General features: G+C 67.3%; 15 protein-coding genes. 7 read left to right on the forward strand and 8 right to left on the reverse strand.

The features are described from left to right. Positions 1–3 precede the first annotated feature (3 nt). The 3 genes from ABEA50_RS04535 to clpB are packed head-to-tail and all read right to left on the reverse strand — an operon-like array spanning position 4 to position 3,714. Positions 4–786 (reverse strand): DUF5666 domain-containing protein, encoded by a 783-nt coding sequence (locus ABEA50_RS04535; protein ID WP_425577565.1) that lies wholly within the window; start codon positions 784–786, stop codon positions 4–6. Beyond that, positions 719–1,102, reverse strand: coding sequence for an excalibur calcium-binding domain-containing protein (locus ABEA50_RS30890; RefSeq protein WP_425577526.1), 384 nt, complete (start codon positions 1,100–1,102; stop codon positions 719–721). The genes ABEA50_RS04535 and ABEA50_RS30890 overlap by 68 nt, the downstream gene beginning before the upstream one ends. 56 nt (positions 1,103–1,158) lie before the next feature. Continuing rightward, positions 1,159–3,714, reverse strand: a complete 2,556-nt coding sequence (gene clpB, locus ABEA50_RS04540) for an ATP-dependent chaperone ClpB (protein WP_345493738.1) — start codon at positions 3,712–3,714, stop codon at positions 1,159–1,161. A 269-nt stretch (positions 3,715–3,983) separates the two neighbouring features. On the opposite strand from clpB, the gene ABEA50_RS04545 reads away from it, so the two are divergent. The 3 genes from ABEA50_RS04545 to ABEA50_RS04555 all read left to right on the forward strand — a co-directional run bounded on the left by ABEA50_RS04545 (position 3,984) and on the right by ABEA50_RS04555 (position 7,166). Further along, on the forward strand, positions 3,984–4,919 hold the full coding sequence (locus ABEA50_RS04545; RefSeq protein ID WP_345493739.1) for an NADP-dependent oxidoreductase: 936 nt from the start codon (positions 3,984–3,986) through the stop codon (positions 4,917–4,919). A gap of 281 nt (positions 4,920–5,200) precedes the next feature. After that, positions 5,201–6,358, forward strand: a complete 1,158-nt coding sequence (locus ABEA50_RS04550; RefSeq protein ID WP_345493740.1) for an FAD-binding oxidoreductase — start codon at positions 5,201–5,203, stop codon at positions 6,356–6,358. A gap of 52 nt (positions 6,359–6,410) precedes the next feature. After that, positions 6,411–7,166, forward strand: a complete 756-nt coding sequence (locus tag ABEA50_RS04555) for an FAD-binding oxidoreductase (protein WP_345493741.1) — start codon at positions 6,411–6,413, stop codon at positions 7,164–7,166. A gap of 7 nt (positions 7,167–7,173) precedes the next feature. On the opposite strand, the gene ABEA50_RS04560 is transcribed toward ABEA50_RS04555, so the two are convergent. From ABEA50_RS04560 to dnaK, 5 genes are all read right to left on the reverse strand, one after another. Continuing rightward, entirely contained in the window at positions 7,174–8,343 is a 1,170-nt protein-coding gene (locus tag ABEA50_RS04560) for an FAD-binding oxidoreductase (RefSeq protein WP_345493742.1), read from the reverse strand. A 459-nt stretch (positions 8,344–8,802) separates the two neighbouring features. Then, on the reverse strand, positions 8,803–9,207 hold the full coding sequence (locus tag ABEA50_RS04565) for a heat shock protein transcriptional repressor HspR (RefSeq protein ID WP_345493743.1): 405 nt from the start codon (positions 9,205–9,207) through the stop codon (positions 8,803–8,805). Then, entirely contained in the window at positions 9,207–10,400 is a 1,194-nt protein-coding gene (gene dnaJ, locus ABEA50_RS04570; protein WP_345493744.1) for a molecular chaperone DnaJ, read from the reverse strand. Before dnaJ ends, ABEA50_RS04565 begins: the two co-directional genes overlap by 1 nt. A 162-nt stretch (positions 10,401–10,562) precedes the next feature. Further along, entirely contained in the window at positions 10,563–11,237 is a 675-nt protein-coding gene (gene grpE, locus ABEA50_RS04575) for a nucleotide exchange factor GrpE (protein ID WP_345493745.1), read from the reverse strand. Beyond that, the gene (gene dnaK / locus ABEA50_RS04580) at positions 11,234–13,090 is read right to left on the reverse strand and encodes a molecular chaperone DnaK (RefSeq protein WP_345493746.1); all 1,857 of its coding nucleotides are present in this window, start codon (positions 13,088–13,090) and stop codon (positions 11,234–11,236) included. The genes grpE and dnaK overlap by 4 nt, the downstream gene beginning before the upstream one ends. Before the next feature lie 684 nt (positions 13,091–13,774). Here dnaK and ABEA50_RS04585 point away from each other — a divergent pair. The 4 genes from ABEA50_RS04585 to ABEA50_RS04600 all read left to right on the forward strand — a co-directional run bounded on the left by ABEA50_RS04585 (position 13,775) and on the right by ABEA50_RS04600 (position 20,624). Beyond that, positions 13,775–16,390 carry a LuxR C-terminal-related transcriptional regulator gene (locus ABEA50_RS04585; protein ID WP_345493747.1) on the forward strand — a complete coding sequence of 872 codons (2,616 nt, stop codon included), beginning with the start codon at positions 13,775–13,777 and terminating at the stop codon, positions 16,388–16,390. A gap of 83 nt (positions 16,391–16,473) precedes the next feature. After that, positions 16,474–17,601 (forward strand): hypothetical protein, encoded by a 1,128-nt coding sequence (locus ABEA50_RS04590; RefSeq protein ID WP_345493748.1) that lies wholly within the window; start codon positions 16,474–16,476, stop codon positions 17,599–17,601. Positions 17,602–17,779: 178 nt separating this feature from the next. Further along, complete coding sequence (locus tag ABEA50_RS04595) at positions 17,780–19,138, forward strand: S1 family peptidase (protein WP_345493749.1); 1,359 nt, start codon at positions 17,780–17,782, stop codon at positions 19,136–19,138. A 157-nt stretch (positions 19,139–19,295) separates the two neighbouring features. After that, complete coding sequence (locus ABEA50_RS04600; protein WP_345493750.1) at positions 19,296–20,624, forward strand: S1 family peptidase; 1,329 nt, start codon at positions 19,296–19,298, stop codon at positions 20,622–20,624. Positions 20,625–20,776 lie beyond the last annotated feature (152 nt).

Genomic DNA, 20,776 nt, shown 5'->3' on the forward strand with positions numbered 1-20,776 from the left:
AATTCATCGTTCTCCCCCCGAAAGAGCGGTGCTGATGATGATCTTGGCCTGGATGGATCCGTCCGACGCCTTGTCGCCCTGTACCAACACCATGTCGCCATTTTGCAGGTCCGACACCCGACTTCCGGTCAGCGAGATCACCTGTGTCCTGTCGTCGGTGTGCACCGTGGACGACTGACCGGACAGGGAATCCAACGTCAATGTCGTGCCGTCGTTGGCGGTGATCGTACCCATGGCCGTACCGCCGAGGCCCGGGTCGTCCTGCCCTGGCAGGCCGGGTAGGCCGCCGGGTGGACCACCCGGCTGTCCCGAATCCGGTGACCCCGTGCGTGGCGGAAGGCCGGGATAATTCCTGCTACTCGTGCTCGGATACGCCGAAGGGCCGTCCGCGCTGGTCGACGAATCCTTCCCGCCGACAAAGACTCCCGCGATCACCGCGATCGCACCGATCAGCAAGACCACACCGAGACCGATCGCCAGCCAGAGGCCGACATTGCGCCGCGGCGGCTCCGGCGGCTCATCCTGCGGCGGGAGACCGGGCGGTAGGGCACCGGGGGGCGTCGCACCGGGAGGCGCGGCCGCGGCCTGCCACTGGTCACCGTAGCCCTGGCCGTAGTTGGCCCACTGACTGTCGTAGGTCGGCAGCTCACGGGTGGCGTTCGGTGGCGGCGGCGCCGACCAGTACTGCTCGGTGACCGGATACGCCGACGGGGCACCGTCAGGGCCATACGCCTCGGTGTACTCCGCGGTGTGTGACGGCAGCGGATACCCGGACTGACCGGGTATACGTTCGGTCGGCGCATCCCCCGGCCGCTCTCCCCACGGATCGTTCGGGTTGGTCATGGGGTCCAGGGTAAGCTCTCGTCCTTTTGTCGACAGTGTCGCGGGCTCGGCGACCTCGCACCCGCGTCTCGAGCGCGCCAACGACCGGCCGGACGTGCGGCACCCACCGCAGACCATCCTCGCGGGGCGGCGCTGCCAGGTGCGGTGACCCGCAGGCGATGCCGTTGTGGTCGCGGTCGAGTTGCGGGTTGTATTCCGGTATGCCTCGGTACACCGGACCGCTGCTCGACCCCCGTAACTGGTCGCGACCGGTGTACATCCTCGGGCTGGCGAACGCCGCCCGACACCGGGTCGGGCGGCGTTCGACTCACTCGCTCACGTGCCGACCATCAGGCCGTCACCATCCGGTGTCACGTTCACCCGCACGGTGTCGCCGTCGACGATCGCCCCCGACAGCAGCTCCTTGGCGAGCGTGTCACCGATCGCCTGCTGCACCAGCCTGCGCAGCGGACGCGCACCGTAGACCGGGTCGTAACCGCGCACCGCCAGCCAGAACCGCGCCGAGGAACTGACATCGAGCGTCAGGCGCCGCTGCGACAGGCGTTTCTGCAGCTGATCCAGCTGGATGTCGACAATCCGCTCCAACTGCTCCTCGTCGAGCGCGTGGAACATGACGATGTCGTCGAGCCGGTTGAGGAACTCCGGTTTGAACGCCGAGCGCACCGCGTTCATCACGAACTCCTCGTCACTACCGGCCCCGAGGTTCGACGTGAGAATCAGGATGGTGTTGCGGAAATCGACCGTGCGCCCCTGACCGTCGGTGAGCCGTCCTTCGTCCAACACCGCCAACAGGATGTCGAACACATCGGGGTGCGCCTTCTCGATCTCGTCGAACAGCACCACGGTATATGGCCGACGCCGCACCGCCTCGGTGAGCTGACCGCCCTGGTCGTAGCCGACATATCCGGGTGGCGCACCGACCAACCGTGCGACGGCGTGCTTTTCGCTGTACTCGCTCATGTCGATGCGGACCATGGCGCGTTCGTCGTCGAACAGGAAGTCCGCCAACGCTTTCGCGAGCTCGGTCTTGCCGACGCCGGTCGGGCCGACGAACAGGAACGAGCCGGTCGGACGGTCCGGGTCCGCCACCCCGGCGCGAGCGCGACGCACCGCGTCGGAGACCGCCGCCACCGGCTTGGCCTGACCGACGACCCTGCGCCCGAGCTCCTGCTCCATCCGCAGCAGCTTGTGCGTCTCGCCTTCCATCAGACGACCGACCGGAATACCGGTCCATGCCGCGACAACCTCGGCGATATCGTCCTGGCCGACCTCCTCCTTGAGCATCACCTCACCGTCGGCGGCCGCGCCCGAGACTCGCTCGGCCTCGGCCAATTCCTTCTCCAACGCCGGTATCCGGCCGTAGCGCAGCTCGGCGGCCTTGCCGAGGTCGCCGTCGCGCTCGGCGCGTTCGGATTCCCCGCGCAGCGCCTCCAACTCCTCCTTGCGCACGCGGACCTGATCGATCGCGGTCTTCTCGTTCTGCCAGCGGGTGGTGAGCTGGTTGAGCTTCTCGCGGCCGTCGGCGAGCTCTTGGCGCAGCTTCTCCAGACGTTGTTTGGAGGCCTCGTCGGTTTCCTTGGCGAGGGCGACCTCCTCGATCTCCAGGCGCCGCACCGCGCGCTCGACCTCGTCGATCTCCACCGGGCGCGAGTCGATCTCCATGCGCAGCCGGGACGCGGATTCGTCGACCAGGTCGATCGCCTTGTCCGGCAGGAACCGCGAGGTGATGTAGCGGTCACTGAGGGTGGCCGCCGCGACCAGCGCCGAGTCGGTGATCCGCACGCCGTGGTGCACCTCGTAGCGGTCCTTGATGCCGCGCAGGATGGCGACGGTGTCCTGCACCGACGGCTCGCCGACCAGAACCTGCTGGAAGCGGCGTTCCAGCGCGGCGTCCTTCTCGATGTGCTTGCGGTATTCCTCGAGCGTGGTCGCGCCGACCAGGCGCAGCTCACCCCGAGCCAGCATGGGCTTGATCATGTTGCCCGCGTCCATCGCGGATTCGCCGGTGGCACCGGCGCCGACGATGGTGTGCAGCTCATCGATGAACGTGATGATCTGTCCCGCACTGTTTTTGATGTCCTCGAGCACGGCCTTGAGCCGCTCCTCGAATTCACCGCGATACTTCGCGCCCGCCACCATCGCGCCGAGGTCGAGCGAGACCACGGACTTGCCACGCAACGATTCCGGCACGTCACCGGCGATGATCCGTTGCGCGAGGCCCTCGACGATCGCGGTCTTGCCGACACCGGGTTCACCGATGAGCACCGGATTGTTCTTGGTGCGGCGGCTCAATACCTGCACGACCCTGCGGATCTCGGTGTCCCTGCCGATCACCGGGTCGAGTTTGCCCTCGCGCGCGGCATCGGTGAGGTCGGTGGAGTACTTCTCCAGCGCCTGATAGCTGCCCTCGGGGTCGGGACTGGTCACGCGCGCGCTGCCGCGCACGGTGGTGAAGGCCTCACGCAGCGCCGCGGCGGTCGCCCCGTGATCGGTGAGCAGTTTCGCCGCCTCCGAATCCCCTTCGGCCAACCCGACCACGACGTGCTCGGTGGAGACGTACTCGTCACCGAGTTCGGTGGCCAGCCGTTGCGCCGCGGTGATCGCGGCGAGCGCCCCCCTGCCCAGTTGCGGGGTGGTGGTCGCACCGCTCGCGCGCGGCAGCCGGTCGACGGCGTCGGTGGCCGCGCGCAGCACCGCCTGCGGGTCGGTGCCGACCGCTTTCAGCAGGGGTGCGGCGATGCCGTCGGTCTGTTCGAGCAGCGCGGCGAGCAGATGCTCCGGCCGAATCTCCGGGTTGCCCGCGGCGGAGGCGGTTTGCAGGGCAGCGGTCAGCGCCGCTTGCGTCTTGGTCGTGGGATTGAACGAGTCCACTGGTCACCTTTCCATGGTCGAATCGCGCCGGAGTACCGCTGTGCCGGGTCACTCCATCCAACGTCCGAAAGGTTGAGTCTGTTCCGCTCAACTTTGAAATTTTTGACCGGTCACCCTCTCGATCTGCCCACCAGGCGAAACGCTACGCCGCGACACCGCCGAAAGAGACCAATCCCCCGCCCGAGGTCGGCGGATGCCTAGTATGGCCATGATCGTTTTTCGTTGATGCGTCAGTCCCACCGATCTTCAGCCCAATCGAGGAGCGAACGATGCGTGCGATCGTGGTTCGGAAGTTCGCGGCGACGCCCGAGGTGGCCGAGATGCCCGTCCCCGAGCCGGGCCCCCGCGCCGTGCGAGTGCAACTGGAAGCGGCCGGGGTGAACCCCTACGACCAGAAGATGGCCGACGGCATCCTGGACGGCGTACTGCCACACGACTTTCCGATGATCCTCGGAATCGACGGCGCGGGGATCATCTCCTCGGTCGGACCCGAAGTGAGTCGATTCGCCGTCGGCGACCGCGTGGTCGGCAAATTCCTCACACCCCCCGCGGGACACGGCAGCTTCGCCGAATACTCGGTACTGCCCGAGGACGCCACCCTGGTCCGCATCCCCGACGCCATCCCCTCGATCGCCGCCGCCGCGCTCCCGACCGCGGGCGGCACCGCGCAGGACCTGGTGGACGCGGCCAAGATCGAACCGGACCACACCGTGCTGATCGTCGGCGCCACCGGTGGCGTCGGCTCGTTCCTGGTGCAACTGGCCAATACCGCTGGCGCGCACGTGATCGCCACCGCGCGCGGCGAGGCCGCCGACCGGATGACCCGCCTCGGTGCCGCCGAGACCGTCGACTACAGCGCGGGCCCCCTGCGCGCGCAACTCGCCGCCGCCTACCCCGACGGGATCGACATCCTGTTCGACCTGGTCAGCTCACCCGAAGCCCTCGCTGACCTGACCGGCCTCGTGCACGACGGCGGCATCGTCTACTCGACCGTCGGCGCGGTCGACGAAGACCGCCTGCGGGCCAGGGATATGCGTGGCGGCAATCTTCAGTCCTCGGGCCGAGCACCGGAATTGGCTCGACTACTCGGTCGTGTCGCCGACGGCGACGTGGTGGTCCCGATCGACGCGACGATCCCACTCACCGAGGGACTGTCGGTCATCGGCGCGACCGGGGCGCGCGGCAAGACCGTGCTGACCATCTGACCCGGCCACCACCGAACACACACCGAACCCACCCCGATCGCACCCCTCGCGCCCTCGCGTGCTCGCCGCTGGCGGCGACCCGGGCACCCCGGTTGACGCCGCGCGGGCAGGGCCACTACATGTGCCGATGGGGCACCCATTACCGTGTGCCCGGGTGCCGCCCGCAGCCTTCGGCGCACTTACCCACACGACCACGGCGTTTTCAGGGATACTTGGCTGCGGAGGACCTCCGGTTACGGGTAGTCCCCGTGCAGAACATGAGGGAAAGGAAGCTCCACGTCGTGGATGCGCGTTCAGCTGCGCTGGTCCGCGCCAACTTCCGTTCGGTGATGGAATCACCGGGCGGAGCAGAGCGGTTGATCAGTTCGTTCTACGGTCACCTGTTCGCGGAAAGCCCCCGGCTGCGTGAGCTGTTCCCGCCTGCGATGGAGATGCAGGCGAAACGGGTCACCGCGGCCATCCAATGGGTCCTCGACAATCTCGAGGACTGGGAGCGGGCACAGAATTTTCTCGAACAATTGGCGCGCGACCACCGTAAATACGGCGTCGAGGCCGATGACTACGACACCGCGGGCCGGGCGCTCGTCGCCGCCTTCCGCGCCTATAACGACAATGCGTGGCACCGCGAACTCGAAGAGGGTTGGCGCGACATCGCCCTCCTGATCGCCGCGTCGATGGCCATCGGAGCCAACTCCGACAAGTCCCAGCCCTACTGGGAGTCGACCGTCGTCGGGCACCGCAGGGTGCTCGAAGACCTCGCCATCGTGCGCCTGCAATCCGACACCCCGATCCCCTATCAGGCCGGGCAGTACGTACCACTCACCATCCCGCAGCGGCCGAAGATGTGGCGCTACTTCTCGCCGGCCATCCCCTCCAATCCCTACGGGGAGATCGAATTCCACGTCCGCAAGATTCGCGGCGGCTGGGTGAGTCCCGCCATCGTGAACGAGACCAAGGTGGGCGACCGGTGGCAGATCGCGGCGCCGCTGGGCGGGTTACAGGTCGACAGGGACAGCGGCTACGACGTGTTGATGATCGGCGCCGGCACCGGCATCGCCCCGCTGCGCGCCCAACTGATCGAGATGAGCCGACGCGGCATCAACCCGAGGGTGCACTTCTTCATCGGCGGCCACTACCCCTGCGACCTGTACGACGTGGAGAACATGTGGCAGCTCTCGCAGAGCAATCCGTGGCTCACGATCGTGCCGGTCTGCGAGCAGAAGACCAACCCATGGTGGTACCCCCATCCGCCCTCGGACGCACCGTACGGCATGCACCGCACGCTGATCGGTAATCTCGGCGCGGTGGTCGCGAGCTTCGGCGCCTGGGCGGATCGACAGATCCACATCGCGGGCTCCGCGCGGATGATCGCCGATACCCGCCGCGCGCTCACCGCGGTCGGCACGCCGGAAGCCAACATCAGCTCCGATCCGGTGTGAGCCAACCGCACGTCGAGCGCACCGAACCTAGCTTTTGTCCGAGGAGACCATGATGGGCCAACCCCACCAGCAGGAATGGACCGCGACGGTCGTCGGCCATCACCGTCTGCGCAACGACCTCGCGGTGATCCGGCTCATCGGGGAATTCGTGCCGTTCGCGGCAGGACAGTCTGTGCAGGTGCGGGTACCGCAGCAGCCAGGCGTGCGCCGCAGGCTCTCGCCAGCCTTGCCGCCGTCACTGGACGGAAAGATGGAGTTCCACGTGCGCGCGGTGCCGGGCGGGTGGTGCAGCAGCGCCATCGTCGCCGACACCAAACCGGGCGACGAATGGCAGATCAGCGCTCCGTACGGCAGTTTCGCCGTCGACCCCGACGGCGAGGAGATCATCATGATCGCCGGCGGCACCGGCCTGGCGCCGCTGCGCGCGCAAATCCTCGATCTCGCACGCCATTCCGATCCGCCACGCACCTACCTGTTCATCGGTGGCCGCTCACCGCGCGACCTCTACGCCTCGGACATGCTGTATCTCCTGGCCGACGAACTGCCGTGGCTCACCGTGATTCCGGTGGTCGATGATCCGGATGATCCTGGCTTGGTCGACGAGTGGTACGAGCACAGTCGCGTCGAGGTCGGCTTTCCGCTCGACGACATGCTGGTCGGCACCCTCGCCGAAGTCGTCGGCTCGCACGGTGCGTTCGAGCATCAGCAGGTACTGGTCTGCGGCTCACCGAACATGGTGCGCGCCACCGTCACCCGCCTGCTCGATACCGGGACACCACCGGAGCGGATCCAATTCGAGGGAATTTGAGCCCGGCTCAGAACAGCGGGTCGTGACGGATGTTCTTGGCCTGCGTCCCCGAGGCCATCAGCCGGAACTTGGTGGTTTGCACCATCGACGGTGAGCCGACGATCTGCACGTCGTGGTCGGCCCAGGTGCCGGTCTTGGCGACGACCTTCGCGATCGCGCCGGTCCTGCGCGGCGCGATGCCCGGCCAGATGTTCTCCTGCGGCTTGGATTCGGTGTACCACCACGGGTTTTCGTCCTGCTCGGTGACGGGCGTCACCGACAACCACGGATTGGCCACGGCCAGCTCGCTCAGCGCGTCCATGTCGTAGAGGTCGCAGGGGTGCTTCCCCCCGACGAAAAGGTGCACGTGGGGGTTGGCCCGGCGCTGGGCCATGGTCATGAGTTGGGCACGCAGCGGCGCGATCCCGGTGCCACAGCCGATCATCAGCAGCTTGCGTTTGGGATTGCGTGGCACGCCGAGGCCGCCGAGCGGCGCACCGAGCTGCCATTGGTCACCCACCGCGGTGTGGTCGATGATCGCGGGGCTGACCCACCCGCCCGACACCGCGCGAACATGGAATTCGATCTCACCCTCGGCATTCGCGGGGATCGCTGGCGAGAGGTAGCGCCACATCCTCGGCCGAGCGGGAACCTGCACGCTGACATACTGACCCGCGGCGTACCGCATGGGCTGATCCAGCCGCAGTCGCACCACCCGCAGATTACGCAGCACAGCACGGGATTCGAGCACGGTGCCACCCCACACGGGCGGGGTCGTCTCCTTCTCGGCGGCACCGACCATGGTGTCGCTGATCATCTTCAGACCCTCGTCCCACGCGCGGTCGACCTCGTCGGTCCAGATCTCGGTGTCGGCGCTCAGGCGCATCGCGGTCTTGATCGAGGAGCACATCGCGACGTAATGCTCCGGCAGGACACCGTATTTGCGGTGGTCACGGCCGAGTTGGGCGAGAAATGGCAGCAATTCGCCCGGCTGCTCCAACCGGTCGAGGGTGAAACCGATCGCTTTGACGAAACGGTCGCGTTGGGCGTCCATCGCGGCGGGAAAGAAGTCGCGAAGCGCAGGGTATTCGGTGAACAGGATCGAGTAGCACGATCGCGCCAGTCGCTGCACACCGTCTTCCTGCGCGGCAACCGCTTTGAACGTTGTTCTGATCACAGCGACGGTCCGCGAATCCATTTGTGTCACAACCCCATTTCGCACCTAGAACACAAATTAACCGCCGAGGCAGGCGCTTCGGGACACTCGACAGCAGACGATGGCAAGAGTGTAAGCGAGGATTGCCAGCTACGGCAGAGACCGGATAAATTCCATGGGTGTAATTCGGTGAAATCCGAGGACACACAACGCGAATCGCGGCCAAAACATACCGTAAGGCGGCTGAAAGCCGCGTAATTCGGGCAGCAGCTCATGAACACACAAGGCGCGCTTCACATTTTCCGCACCGCACAAGACCTCGCCAGCGATCTTGCGGCAATCGAGAAAACACGCAGAATTTCTTACCATGGCAAATGATCAGCATCACAACACAATTGCCGAACGACGACAAAAAAATCGGGCCCCGGAATCTCCTGGGGAGAATCCGAGGCCCGTCGAGCCCACTACCACCGCGCTCGAATCAGCGTGGCGAACACCGCATCACGACGACCGCCGATTACGCGGCTTCCACACCACCAGCGCGGTACTGCGCTGCGGCGACAGATCGGGCCGATAACCCGCCCGCGTCCGCTCCAGCTCCGCCGACAACTCGGCGACATGCTGTTGCAGCTCCGACACCTGATTGGTGAGCTCGATGATGCGCTTGATCCCGGCGAGATTGACGCCCTCGTCCTGGGACAACCGCTGCACCTCGCGCAGCAGCTCGACGTCCCTCGACGAATACCGTCGTCCACCACCCGAAGTACGTTGCGGGGTCACCAGACCGAGGCGGTCATACGTGCGCAAGGTCTGCGCGTGCATGCCCGCCAGCTGGGCCGCGACCGAGATCATGAAGAACTCGGCGCGCGCGGCACCACCGGACGATTGCTTCGGATCACCGGACATTACGCACCCGCCCATCCAGCACGCGGATCGAAGCCACTGGCCTTCTCCGCCTCCGCGTAACGACGCAGCGCTTCGACCGCCTCGTCATCGAGCTTCGGCGCCACCGCGACCTTCACGGTGACCAGCAGGTCGCCCGCGCCGCCAGCACGCTTGGGCACACCACGGCCGCGAACACGCAGGATGCGACCGTCCACGGTGCCCGCGGGGACCTTCACCCCCACACGACCCGTCAGGGTCGGCACGGAAACCGTTGTGCCAAGCACCAATTCACTGTAACTGACCGGAAGCACAAGGGTCAGGTCGTCGCCATTGCGCCCGAAGACCTTGTCTTGACTGACGTGCACAGAGACGAACAGATCACCCGAAGGCGCCCCGCGCAACCCGGCTTCGCCCTGACCGGCCAACCGAATCCGCTGACCGTCACTGACTCCCGGCGGAATCCGCACCGTGATGGTGCGCGTGCGGTTCTGCACCCCGCTGCCATGGCAGGTGGCACACGGATCGTCGATGATCGAACCCGTGCCACGGCACTCGTCGCACGGCTCGCTGAAGCCGAACGCGCCCTGGTTCCGGGTGATCACACCGTTGCCGTTGCAGACATGACAGACCCGAGGGCTCGTCCCGGGCTTGGCGCCACTGCCGTGACAGGTGGTACACGGCGAAGGGCTCGTCATCCGCAGCGGAACCGTCACGCCCTGGGTTGCCTCGCGGAAACCCAGGGTGGTCTCGGTCTCCACATCCGCCCCACGCCGAGGTCGGCTACCCTCGGCACGCGTACCGCCGCCTCGTGCGTTGAACAACCCACCGAGCAGGTCACCGAGGCCACCGTCGCCGGCGGTCGCGCCGCCACCGAAGATGTCACCGAAATTCTGCGCGTTGCCGAAATTCTGCGAGAAGCCACCAGCCCCACCGGGACTGAAACCGCCCGCGCCACGCCCCGCGTAACCGCCGCCACCCGAGAACAGCGCTCGGGTCTCGTCGTACTCCTTGCGCTTGGCCGGGTCCGACAGCACGGCATGCGCCTCGCTGACGGTCTTGAACCGCTCCTCGGCCTTGCTGTCACCGGGGTTGGCGTCGGGATGCAGGTCACGCGCCAGCTTGCGGTAGGCCTTCTTGATCTCCTCCTGCGAGGCGCTGGAGGAAACACCCAGATCCTTGTAGAAGTCCTTCTCGATCCACTCCCGTTGGCTCACCGGGCATCTCCTCCTTCCGCACTCTCAGGATCCCGGCACGAGCACGGGGAGGCAAGAAATGCCCGCCCCAACGCTCGCGCCGTGTTGGTTTGGCGACACTCGCGGGGGCCTACGTGGTCACGCTTCGCTACCGCCTCCGGCCCCAACGCTCGCGCCGCGCGACTATCGGTTGTTCGTACCGGCATCAACATCCGATGCCTCTTCCACCGTCCGATCCGTTTGCGCCGAATCGGAGGGACCATCGGTGACCCCGACCAGCGCGTGCCGAAGCACGCGCTCGCCGAGCCGATAGCCCTTGCGCATGACCAGGCCGATCACCGGATCGTTTCCGGAGCCCTCGTGCTGCACGGCCTCGTGCAGGGTCGGATCGAAAGGCTCGCCCTCCGAACCGAATTCCTCCAAGCCCTGCTTGTGCAGCGCGTCGGCGAGCTTGTCGGCCACCGACTTCAACGGCCCCGTCTCCAGGTCGCCGTGCGCGCGGGCCCGGTCGAGATCGTCGAGCACGCCGAGCAGATCACCGACCACCGCCGCCTTGGCGCCGTCGGTCGCGGCCTTGCGGTCACGCTCGGTACGACGCCGGTAGTTGGCGTATTCGGCGGTCAGCCGCTGTAGGTCGGCGGTGCGCTCGGCGAGTTCGCCGGTCGCCTCGGCCGCGCCGGGGATATCGGCGAGACCGGACTCGGCGCCGTTACCGGCCGCCGAATCCGCGAACCCGTCCTGTCCCGCACGCACGCTGTCGTCCGACGCCTCGTCCGCACGCGGAGCGCGGTCCTCGGGGTCGATCTTGCGCTTGTCCACGAAGGAGATCGGCTCCTGCTCCGAGTTACCCTGTGTCACTTCTTCTCCGTGTCGACCGGCTCGTCCACGACCTCGGCGTCGACGACCTGGTCGTCGTCGGAGTTGGAGTCGTTGGGGGCCGAACCGTTGCTCGACGCCCCTTCTTCCTCGGCCGAGGCCTCGTAGATCGCCTGGCCGAGCGCCTGCGACTCGGTGGCCAGCTTCTCGAAGGCCGACTTCACCGCGGCGATGTCGGTTCCGGCAAGCGCGGTGTTGGCTTCGGCGATGGCCTCTTCGACCTTTGCCTTGGTGTCCGCGGGGACCTTGTCCTCGTTGTCCTTGATGAACTTCTCGGTCTGGTGCACCAGCGACTCGGCCTGGTTGCGGGTCTCCGCTTCCTCCCGGCGGGTCTTGTCCTCGGCGGCGTGCGCCTCGGCGTCCTTGACCATCCGGTCGATCTCTTCCTTGGACAAGCCGGAGCCGTCCTGGATCTTGATCGTGTTCTCCTTGCCCGTGCCCTTGTCCTTGGCGGTCACGTGCACGATGCCGTTGGCGTCGATGTCGAAGGTGACCTCGATCTGCGGCACACCACGCGGCGCGGGCGGGATGCCGGTCAGCTCGAAGGAGCCGAGCAGCTTGTTGTGCGAGGCGATCTCGCGCTCACCCTGGAACACCTGGATCTGCACCGAGGGCTGGTTGTCGTCGGCGGTGGTGAAGGTTTCCGAACGCTTGGTCGGGATGGTGGTGTTGCGCTCGATGAGCTTGGTCATCACGCCACCCTTGGTCTCGATACCCAGCGAAAGCGGGGTCACATCGAGCAGCAGGACGTCCTTGACCTCACCCTTGAGCACACCGGCCTGCAAAGCGGCGCCGACGGCGACGACCTCGTCCGGGTTCACGCCCTTGTTCGGCTCCTTGCCGCCGGTCAGCTCCTTCACGAGCTCGGTGACGGCGGGCATACGGGTGGAACCACCGACGAGCACGACATGGTCGATGTCGGCGACCTTGATGCCCGCGTCCTTGATCACGGACTGGAACGGCGCACGGGTGCGGTCGAGCAGGTCGGAGGTGATCTTCTGGAACTCGGCGCGAGTGAGCTGCTCGTCGAGGAACAGCGGGTTCTTGTCCGCGTCGACGGTGATGTAGGGCAGGTTGATCGAGGTGCTCTGCGAGGAGCTGAGTTCGATCTTGGCCTTCTCCGCGGCCTCACGCAGCCGCTGCATGGCCATCTTGTCCTTGGTCAGGTCGATACCCGAGCTGTTCTTGAACTTGTCGACCAACCAGCTGACGACGCGCTCGTCCCAGTCGTCACCACCGAGGTGGTTGTCACCGGAGGTGGCGCGAACCTCGACGACGCCCTCGCCGATTTCCAGCAGCGAGACGTCGAAGGTGCCGCCACCGAGGTCGAAGACCAGGATGGTCTGTTCCTTGTCGCCCTTGTCGAGACCGTAGGCGAGCGCGGCCGCGGTGGGCTCGTTGACGATGCGCAGCACATTGAGGCCCGCGATCTGTCCGGCTTCCTTGGTGGCCTGGCGCTGGGCGTCCTCGAAGTAGGCGGGAACGGTGATCACCGCGTCGGTGATCTCCTCACCGAGGTAGGACTCGGCGTCGCGCTTGAGCTTCATCAGCGTGCGCGCGCTGATCTCCTGCGAGGTGTACTTCTTGCTGTCGAGCTCGACGGTCCAGTCGGTGCCGACGTGGCGCTTGACCGAGCGAATGGTGCGGTCGACGTTGGTGACGGCCTGGTTCTTCGCGGGCTGACCGACCAGCACCTCACCGTTTTTGGCGAAGGCGACGACCGAGGGGGTGGTGCGCGACCCTTCCGAGTTGGCGACGACCACCGGTTCGCCACCTTCGAGCACGGCGACAACCGAGTTCGTGGTCCCGAGGTCGATTCCGACCGCACGAGCCATTGTGTTTCCTCCTCTTTCACTGTGTCCGGTACTTGCAGTTCGTGTGTGGGCGCCGAGGCGACGGTGTCGCCCGTGGGCAGACAGGCATCGCCCTGTGGCACAAGACATCCCGTGCCTTCAGACCTCGCTCCCCGGCGCCGCGGTAGAGCACGATCTCAGCAACGCTGAGCGTGGTCGGCTCAATCCTGCACCCGATCGAGTCGGGAGTCAAACCAAACTTGAGCCTCGTTCACTCAACATCGTCACAGTGCTCAACGGGCGACCCGCGCGAATGATTCCCGAACCGCGAAATTCACAGAGCCGGACCGGCGACAACTACCCTGACCAGCAGCGATTCATCCCAACTCCGCAGCGGAAACCCTGATAACCACCCATCGCCGCCAGCTTGATGGTCCGATCACCGGTACCCGCCGCAACGGCTGGCCGAAGGGCACGGCCGGGGTGCCGCCAGGATCACCACCCCACCGCCGTTTACCGCCGAGCGGTAACGACCGTCGACCCAACCCCGACAGACAGATGTGTCGGCGCACACTCCCTCTCGCCGTGCTCACCGACGCCTTCCGCACGTCACCGCGCCAACCGGCCGCCGGAACCACCGGCGATACCCACCGACACAGTTTTCGAACGGGGTTCTCGAATGACACGACGCATCGCGGTTCGGACGCCACCGCACCACGACCTGTCATGAACGGCAACGACCTCGGCCGCACCCGCCCGGTACCGCCGAGAGCGTGGGGGTCGAGGAACGAGTCGGCGCGCCTGCCCGCTGGGCACTCGCTGCCGGCCCTCGGCGCCGCGTTCGACACCATCCCCCGTGCACGCGAGATCTTCCGTGCCCTCGATTCCGCCGAGCAGAAACCGGTGGTCTATCTGATCCGCGGCCGATCGGAGACCGGCAAGTCGACGCTGCTGTCCGCGATCCGCGCCAGGTTGCGCGCGCGCGGCATTCCGCTCGCCGACGACCCGACCACCCGCGCGTCGGACCTGCTCGCGCGCAGTGCGCTCGTCGTCGACGACGCGCACACCCTCGGCCGACGCGAACTCGAATCGCTCTGCGCCACCATCGAGTCCAGACACTGCACGGTGGTGGTGGCCACCCGGCCACACCCGCACGACCGCGCGCTGCGCACCCTCACCGACATCGCGGCCCGCCGCGGGCGCGTGGTGGACCTGCGCGCGCTCGGCGTCGTCGATATCGCGCCGTTCGCACGGGAACTGGGCATGATGGTGCCGCGTCACGTGGCCACCCACATTCACCAGCAGACCGCGGGGATCCGCGGCGGCGTTGTCGCCGCGCTCGACGCCGCGCGCTCCACCAGGACCGACGCGGGAACCGCCGCACTCGACGCGGCGATCGCCACCTGGGCACGCACACTACTGGACGATCTGCCGCCGGAGCTGTGGGAAACCCTGGTCGTCGCGGCGGTCGGCACCGGACTGGACCCCGGCGAACTCACCGAAACCCTCGGCATTCCCGCCGACCTCGCCCAGGACCACATCGACCGGGTCAGGGCCACCGCACTGGTCACCGACGCCGACCTGCTGCTCGCGCCCGCGGTCGGCGGACTGCGCACGCTGCTCGGCGACCGCACATTCCTCGCGGTGCAGCGCACGCTGCTCAACGCGCGCCTCGACGCCGGATTGTTGCGCGATCACACCGCACTGTTGCTCGCCGAGTCGGGAGTGCGCGACCCTCGGCTCGCGGAATTCCTCAGCGGCGCCGCGGACAAAGCCGGTGCGGCGAGCGCGCGCTACTACGCTGCCGCCGCCGCGGCCGGTGCCGAACGTGACCGGATCGCGCTGCGGTGGGCAGAGGCGGCCGCACGCGCCGGCGATAGTGATACCGCGCTACGACTGGCCGAACCGATGCTGATCCGTACCGACCTATCCGACACCGACCTGGCCTCGGCGGTGCGCGTCTGCGCTGGCGTACTGACCAACCGTGGCCTGGTCGGCCGTGCCGCGCAGCTGTATTCCTGGCTCGGCGCGCACCGCGTCGGCGCGGACTGGTCGATCGGCGCCACCGTGCTGTATCTGGCCGGTGACGCCGAGGGCGCCGAGGCGATGACCGCGTCGGCGTCTCGATGGCCGCCCACCGAGGCCACCGCCCGCGACCGGCTGATCGTCGCCGCGCTCGCGCATTCGATGCGCGCCGGTTCGAGCGATGACGACGTCGCCTCGGCGGTGTCCGAGCTGATCCAAGCGACACACGCCGGTGATTTCGCCGCGCTCCCGTGCGGCCCGGAAACAATCGCCACGCTGCTGTGCCTCGGCACCGGACAGCCGCGAAGGGCCGAAGACGCGTTGAACCGAGCCGTGGCGGGCAGTACCCGCGCCGACGCGGCGACACACGGCCGACAACGAGTGCTCGCGGCATGGACGGCGATGCTCGGCGGCGACGAGTTCGCCGCGGCCGCGACCTGCGCCGCCCTCGACACCGACGCCCTCGACGACCGCGATCGACTCCTCGCCTTCGGACTCGAAGTCGGACTCGCTCGGCGCACCGGCGACCGCACGGCGCTCGCCGCCGCGTGGCAGCGGGGGCGCGCACTGCTCGACGAGGTGACCGCGGATCTGCTCGCCCTGCTGCCGATCGGTGAATTATGGCTGGCCGCGATCGAGCTCGATGACGAACGCAGGGTCACACCGTTGGTCGAGGCCGCCTCGACACTGGTGAGCGGCCTCGGGGAGCCACCGGCGTGGGCCACCGTGCTGCGCTGGTACGGCATTCGCGCCGCACTGGCTCGCGAGGACATCGCGGTCGTCACCGAGCGCGCGGGCCAGCTCGCCCAGACGGGCGAGCACCTGGCGCGGACACTCGCCGCTGCGGGGCAGATCTGGGCGCGCGTGCGCGGCGGCGAGGTCGAGGTCGAGTCGGTGCGGGAGTCGGTCCGCGCGTTGCACGGTGCTGGCATGAGCTGGGATGCGGCGGCGCTCGCGAGTGAGGCCGCGCGCGCGAGCGACGGGCCGGCGAGTACGCAGGGATCGAGCGCGCAGGGGCTGCGCGAGCTCGCCAGGATGGTCAGGGCCGACAGTAAACCGCAGGAGCTCCCCGCGACTGGGAAGGCGCGCGACACCGCGACCGTCGATCCCGCCGCGGTGTTGAGCGACCGTGAACGCGAAGTGGTCGAGCTGGTACTTCTCGGTCTGACCTACCGCGAAATCGGCGCTCGCCTGTACATTTCCGCCAAGACTGTCGAACATCACGTCGCCCGCATCCGGCGGCGGCTCGGCGCGCGATCGCGTGCGGAGTTATTGTCGATGCTTCGCGCAATGGGACACGGCTCGCTGCTGGTGTGACCACGGCGCGTCAGCCCGGCGAGGATCGCCGGTTCAGCGTCCGCCGGGCCGGACGACGCACACGGCGAAGTGAGGTAACGAGGATGGCCACTGGGGTGGGCCTGCGGATCGCCGACGACCAGTGCACGGCGGCGATCGTCACCGACGGCGACGAACCACCGCAATTCATCGTTCGCGAGTCGGTCTTGCACATGTCCGAAGACGGCGATGCGGAACTCGGTGGCACCGCCCCCGAGCGCTCGCATTCGATTACCGGATTCGTCGGTGCGATCGGTGACCCCGCTGGCATCAGAGTCGACGACGGCGAGGCATACCGGGCCGAGGACCTGGTAGCCACCGCGTTGTTCTGTTTGATCAATCTGACCGCTGAGCACCTCAACGGTGCGGCCGAGTTCTACGCCACCCACGGCGCCGACTGGCCGCAGGAGTACGTGCAAGCGCTGCGCGAAGCGCTCGACTATCTCGGCTTGCGTTCGGTCGCGCTCATCTCCGAGGGTGAACTCCCCGGCACCGAAACCGAGGTAGCCGGTACGTCTTTCGCCTACGACGCCGGGATGGTCGCGCTGAACTCGGTGCTGGCCACCCCGGCGGGAGCTACCCCGCCCGATCCCACCGACACCGAGAACTCCGCGGACGTCACCGATGTCATCCCCAGTGTTCCCGAGCCGACACCGCAGGCCTATTCGGCGGCGTTCCCCAGCGCGCGACCGCACCTCGCCCCGGAGTCGGCGGCGCCGGAGACCGCGATCGCGCACCCGGTCACCCCGCAAAAGGTCGCGCCGACAAGAGATTCCGACAAAGATCGCAAACGCATCCCGCTGCTGGTCGCCGCCGCGGCGGTGGTCGGGCTCGCGCTCGGCGCGATTGTCGTCGGGTTATTGTTTCGCGGCAACGAGCAAACGTCGGTGCCGCCGATCCAGGACGCGCAGTCCGAGCCGTCTTCGGTGACGCCCACCCCGACAACGCCGGTCGAGTTGCCTCCCGTGGCACCCATCGAGGTGACAACCACCGAGCCGGAGGAAACGACGACCGAGCCGCCCGAAACCACCACGGAGGAGCCGACACCGTCGTCGGAGCCGCCGCCGAGCACGACGACCGCCCCCCGCCCGACCAGCACTACGCGTGTTCGGCCGACCACGACCAACCCGTGGGGTTACCAACCGCTGCCGGAGATTCCGTCGATCCCGACTCTCCAATACCCGGGACGTTAGGTACCCGCGTGCCGGATTGGTCAGCCGACAAACCGTTTGTGCCTTAAAGTGATCCGCTGACCGGTGCCATGCGAAACGGGGCACCACAGACCATTGCTCGAAGAAGACTGTTCGCCACGGAGATTCGGACCCGCGGCGTAGGTTTAGCAGGCACTTTTGTGCCGAACGAAGGGACTTCATGCGCAAGTTGGTGGCGCGTCGCGCCGCGGTCAAAGCAGTTGCCATCGCTTCGACTGTTCTTTTGGCTCCCTTGTTCGGCATCACTACCGCCTCGTCGGCACCCGAGGCTCCGACGCAGCTCGCGGCCGACGGCCTGCCCCCGGAATTGGCGGAGGCGGTCGCCCGCGACCTGCACATGACGCCCACCGAGTACCTCGATCGTGCGGCACGCGCCCAGCAATTGCGTGACTACGCACGCGATTTCCGCGCCGAACGTCCCGACGCGTTCGCGGGAGCGTGGATGGGCGCCGACGGCAAACCCATCGTCGCGGTGACCTCGCCGGCCGCCGCGCAGATCGCGTCGGCCGACGGATACCAGACCAGCCTGGCGCCGATCTCGGCCGACGGACTGGAAGGCTCGCTGACGCAACTCAATCAGTGGGTCACCACGCTGCCGAAGGAACTGTCGCAGGCGATCAACTCGGTGGCCATCGATTTCCTCGGCAGCCAGCTGGTGATCTCGATCGCCGACAGCGCGATCGGCCACCTGCTGAACCTGCCGACACTGATCGCGAACATCAAGGTGATCCTCTCGCCCGGCGGCGGTGGCCCGGTGGAACGCAAGCCGATGGGTGGCGACACCTACATCAGCGCGCCGACCGCGCTCAGCGATGCCTCGCTCAAGAGCGTCGATGTCTGCTCGTTCGGTTTCAACAGTGTCGACGCGGCCGGTAATGCCCTGAATATCAGTGCGGGACACTGCAATCCGAACCTCGATGCGGGTAGCCAAGAGGCCACCGTCTACATGCCCGACGTGCACAACATCCCGTCGAGCCCGGAACTCGGCACCTTCGTGCGCTCGACGCTCGGCGACGAGAGCGGCCTGGACTACTCGGTGATCAAGCTCAACGAGCGCGCTGTCGGCGCGGGCATGGATCAGCCTTCGGTGCGCGGCGCCAACCGGACCACGCTGCCGGTGACCGGCACCGCGGATCCGATCGTCGGTGCCCCGGTGTGCAAGTCGGGCCAGTCCTCCACCTTCACCTGTGGTTACGTCGTCGCCGACCGCGTCGAGACACAGCTGTTCACCGCGTCCGGCCAGAGCAAGACCGTGCGCGGCTTCGCCAGCTCGGCGTGCACGCTCGGCGGCGACAGCGGCGGCGCGATCGTGTCGGGAACGCTTGCCCTCGGCATCACCAGCGGCTCCAACGCTGCCGACGCGCCGGACTGCAACCAGGCCAACATCTCCCTGGCGCAGTACGGCGGCACCGCGACCCTCGGCATCCCGATCCGTTCGATCCTCTCCGACATCGACGCCTCCTCCGGCGGCGGGATCGGCAGCGGAATCTCGGTGCGCACGCGCCCTGCCACCAGCTGACATGTGCGCGTAAGCGCCAGCAGCACAACCCGATGCGGTGTGTCGGCCGACGTCACCACCGGTGTGTCGGCCGACATTTCGCGCTCGTTCGCACTATTGAACAAACCGACCCGCCACACGAGTAGGCACATGGCGCCGGAGCCCATATAGTCTGTGCATGCTCCTGCCACGTATAGGTCCGCTTCGATCAGCCGCGCGCCAGACCAGGATCCGAAAAACCGCTATCGCCGCTTCGGCGGCGATCTTGCTGTTCGGGCCCACAGCGGCAGTTGCCTCGGCCCAGCCCGCCGATCCCGCACCGAACCTGCCCGCCGATCTGGTGGCCGCGGTGACCCGCGATCTCAAGATCTCACCGGAGGAATACCTGCACCGCGCCGACGTCGCGCAGCAGGTAGCGGGCTTCGCCACCAACGCGCAGAACCAGTACCCCGAGGTCTTCGGTGGTGCGTGGTTGGACGACGCGGGCAAGGCCGTCGTCGCCCTCGCCCAGGGACCGAAGGCCGATCAGGCGCGCGCCGCGGCGGAATCCGCCGGTTTCCAGGTGCGCAATGTCGCCAAGAGCGAGGCCGCGCTGCGCGGTGAGAAGTCCGCGTTCGAGCAGTGGCTCGACACCCAGCCTGCCGAGGTGTCGGCGCTGGTGCGCGGTGCCGTCGTCGACACCGTCAACAACACCATCGCGGTGCGTGTCGAGAAGGCCGGACTGCCGTTGCCGAACTTCATCGACCCTGCGCGGGTGCTGGTGATGGCCCCGCCGGTGGCGGCCGAACCCGGCCCGCCGCAAGCCGGTGACATTGCCGGTGACGCACACGGCGCGCTGGCCGGTGGCGACGGATTCGCTTCGGTCGCCGGCAAGACCTCGCTGCGCTGCTCGCTCGGTTTCAATGGCACCGACGGCAGCGGTAACACGGTGAATATCACTGCGGGCCACTGCAACCCGAATCTCGAGGCGGCTGGTACCGCCGACGCGGCCGGCGTGTACGACATCAACGGCGACCGCCTGGGCGCGCAGCTCGGCGTTTTCCAGAAGTCGGTGCTCGGCGCGCAGGACTACTCGGTCGTCCGCATCAACGATCAGGCCAAGGATCGCTTCGCCAACAACACCGTGCGTGGCCCCGGCGGCGGCACGATCGCCGTCGACGGTGTCGCTACCCCGGTGGTCGGCGCGCCGGTGTGCAAGTCCGGTGCGCGGACCGGCTTCAGCTGTGGCGTTGTCAACGCGGTCGACCAGACCGTGCAGGTCGGCGAGCGGGAGCTCACCCAGAGCTTCTCGGCCAACATCTGCGCGCTGCCCGGCGACAGTGGCGGCGCGATCGTGACCGGTACGCAGGCACTCGGTATCTCCAGTGCCTCGTCGGTCGCGGACTTCCCGATCTGCGAGATCCCCAACATCATCGGCGCCCTCACCGGCGATGCACCCCAGCTGTTCGCGCAGCCGGTGAGCGTTGTGCTCGCGGACAACCCCGGTCTGGAAGTGCGTACCAACTGACCTGCCTGAGCGGGTAGCGGTCGAACAGGGGCCGACAGCGTTCACCTCGGTGTCGCTGTCGGCCCTTTCGCTGTCTTCTGGAGCCTTTTCGCTGTCCCTACGCGGACCATTCTCGTCGAGGCCGTCGCCGCGTCGGATTCGTGCGGCATCCT

Origin of the sequence: Nocardia callitridis, assembly GCF_039543305.1 — a bacterium.
GTDB lineage: Bacteria > Actinomycetota > Actinomycetes > Mycobacteriales > Mycobacteriaceae > Nocardia > Nocardia callitridis.

Bases quoted from the DNA above. Each gene is read 5' to 3' on its own strand.
- ABEA50_RS04565 (WP_345493743.1), bottom strand. From the start codon at position 9,207: ATGTCCGGTGATCCGAAGCAATCGTCCGGTGGTGCCGCGCGCGCCGAG.
- ABEA50_RS04560 (WP_345493742.1), bottom strand. From the start codon at position 8,343: ATGGATTCGCGGACCGTCGCTGTGATCAGAACAACGTTCAAAGCGGTT.
- ABEA50_RS04545 (WP_345493739.1), top strand. From the start codon at position 3,984: ATGCGTGCGATCGTGGTTCGGAAGTTCGCGGCGACGCCCGAGGTGGCC.
- ABEA50_RS04585 (WP_345493747.1), top strand. From the start codon at position 13,775: ATGAACGGCAACGACCTCGGCCGCACCCGCCCGGTACCGCCGAGAGCG.
- ABEA50_RS04600 (WP_345493750.1), top strand. From the start codon at position 19,296: ATGCTCCTGCCACGTATAGGTCCGCTTCGATCAGCCGCGCGCCAGACC.
- ABEA50_RS04555 (WP_345493741.1), top strand. From the start codon at position 6,411: ATGGGCCAACCCCACCAGCAGGAATGGACCGCGACGGTCGTCGGCCAT.
- dnaK (WP_345493746.1), bottom strand. From the start codon at position 13,090: ATGGCTCGTGCGGTCGGAATCGACCTCGGGACCACGAACTCGGTTGTC.
- ABEA50_RS30890 (WP_425577526.1), bottom strand. From the start codon at position 1,102: ATGTACACCGGTCGCGACCAGTTACGGGGGTCGAGCAGCGGTCCGGTG.
- ABEA50_RS04595 (WP_345493749.1), top strand. From the start codon at position 17,780: ATGCGCAAGTTGGTGGCGCGTCGCGCCGCGGTCAAAGCAGTTGCCATC.
- ABEA50_RS04590 (WP_345493748.1), top strand. From the start codon at position 16,474: ATGGCCACTGGGGTGGGCCTGCGGATCGCCGACGACCAGTGCACGGCG.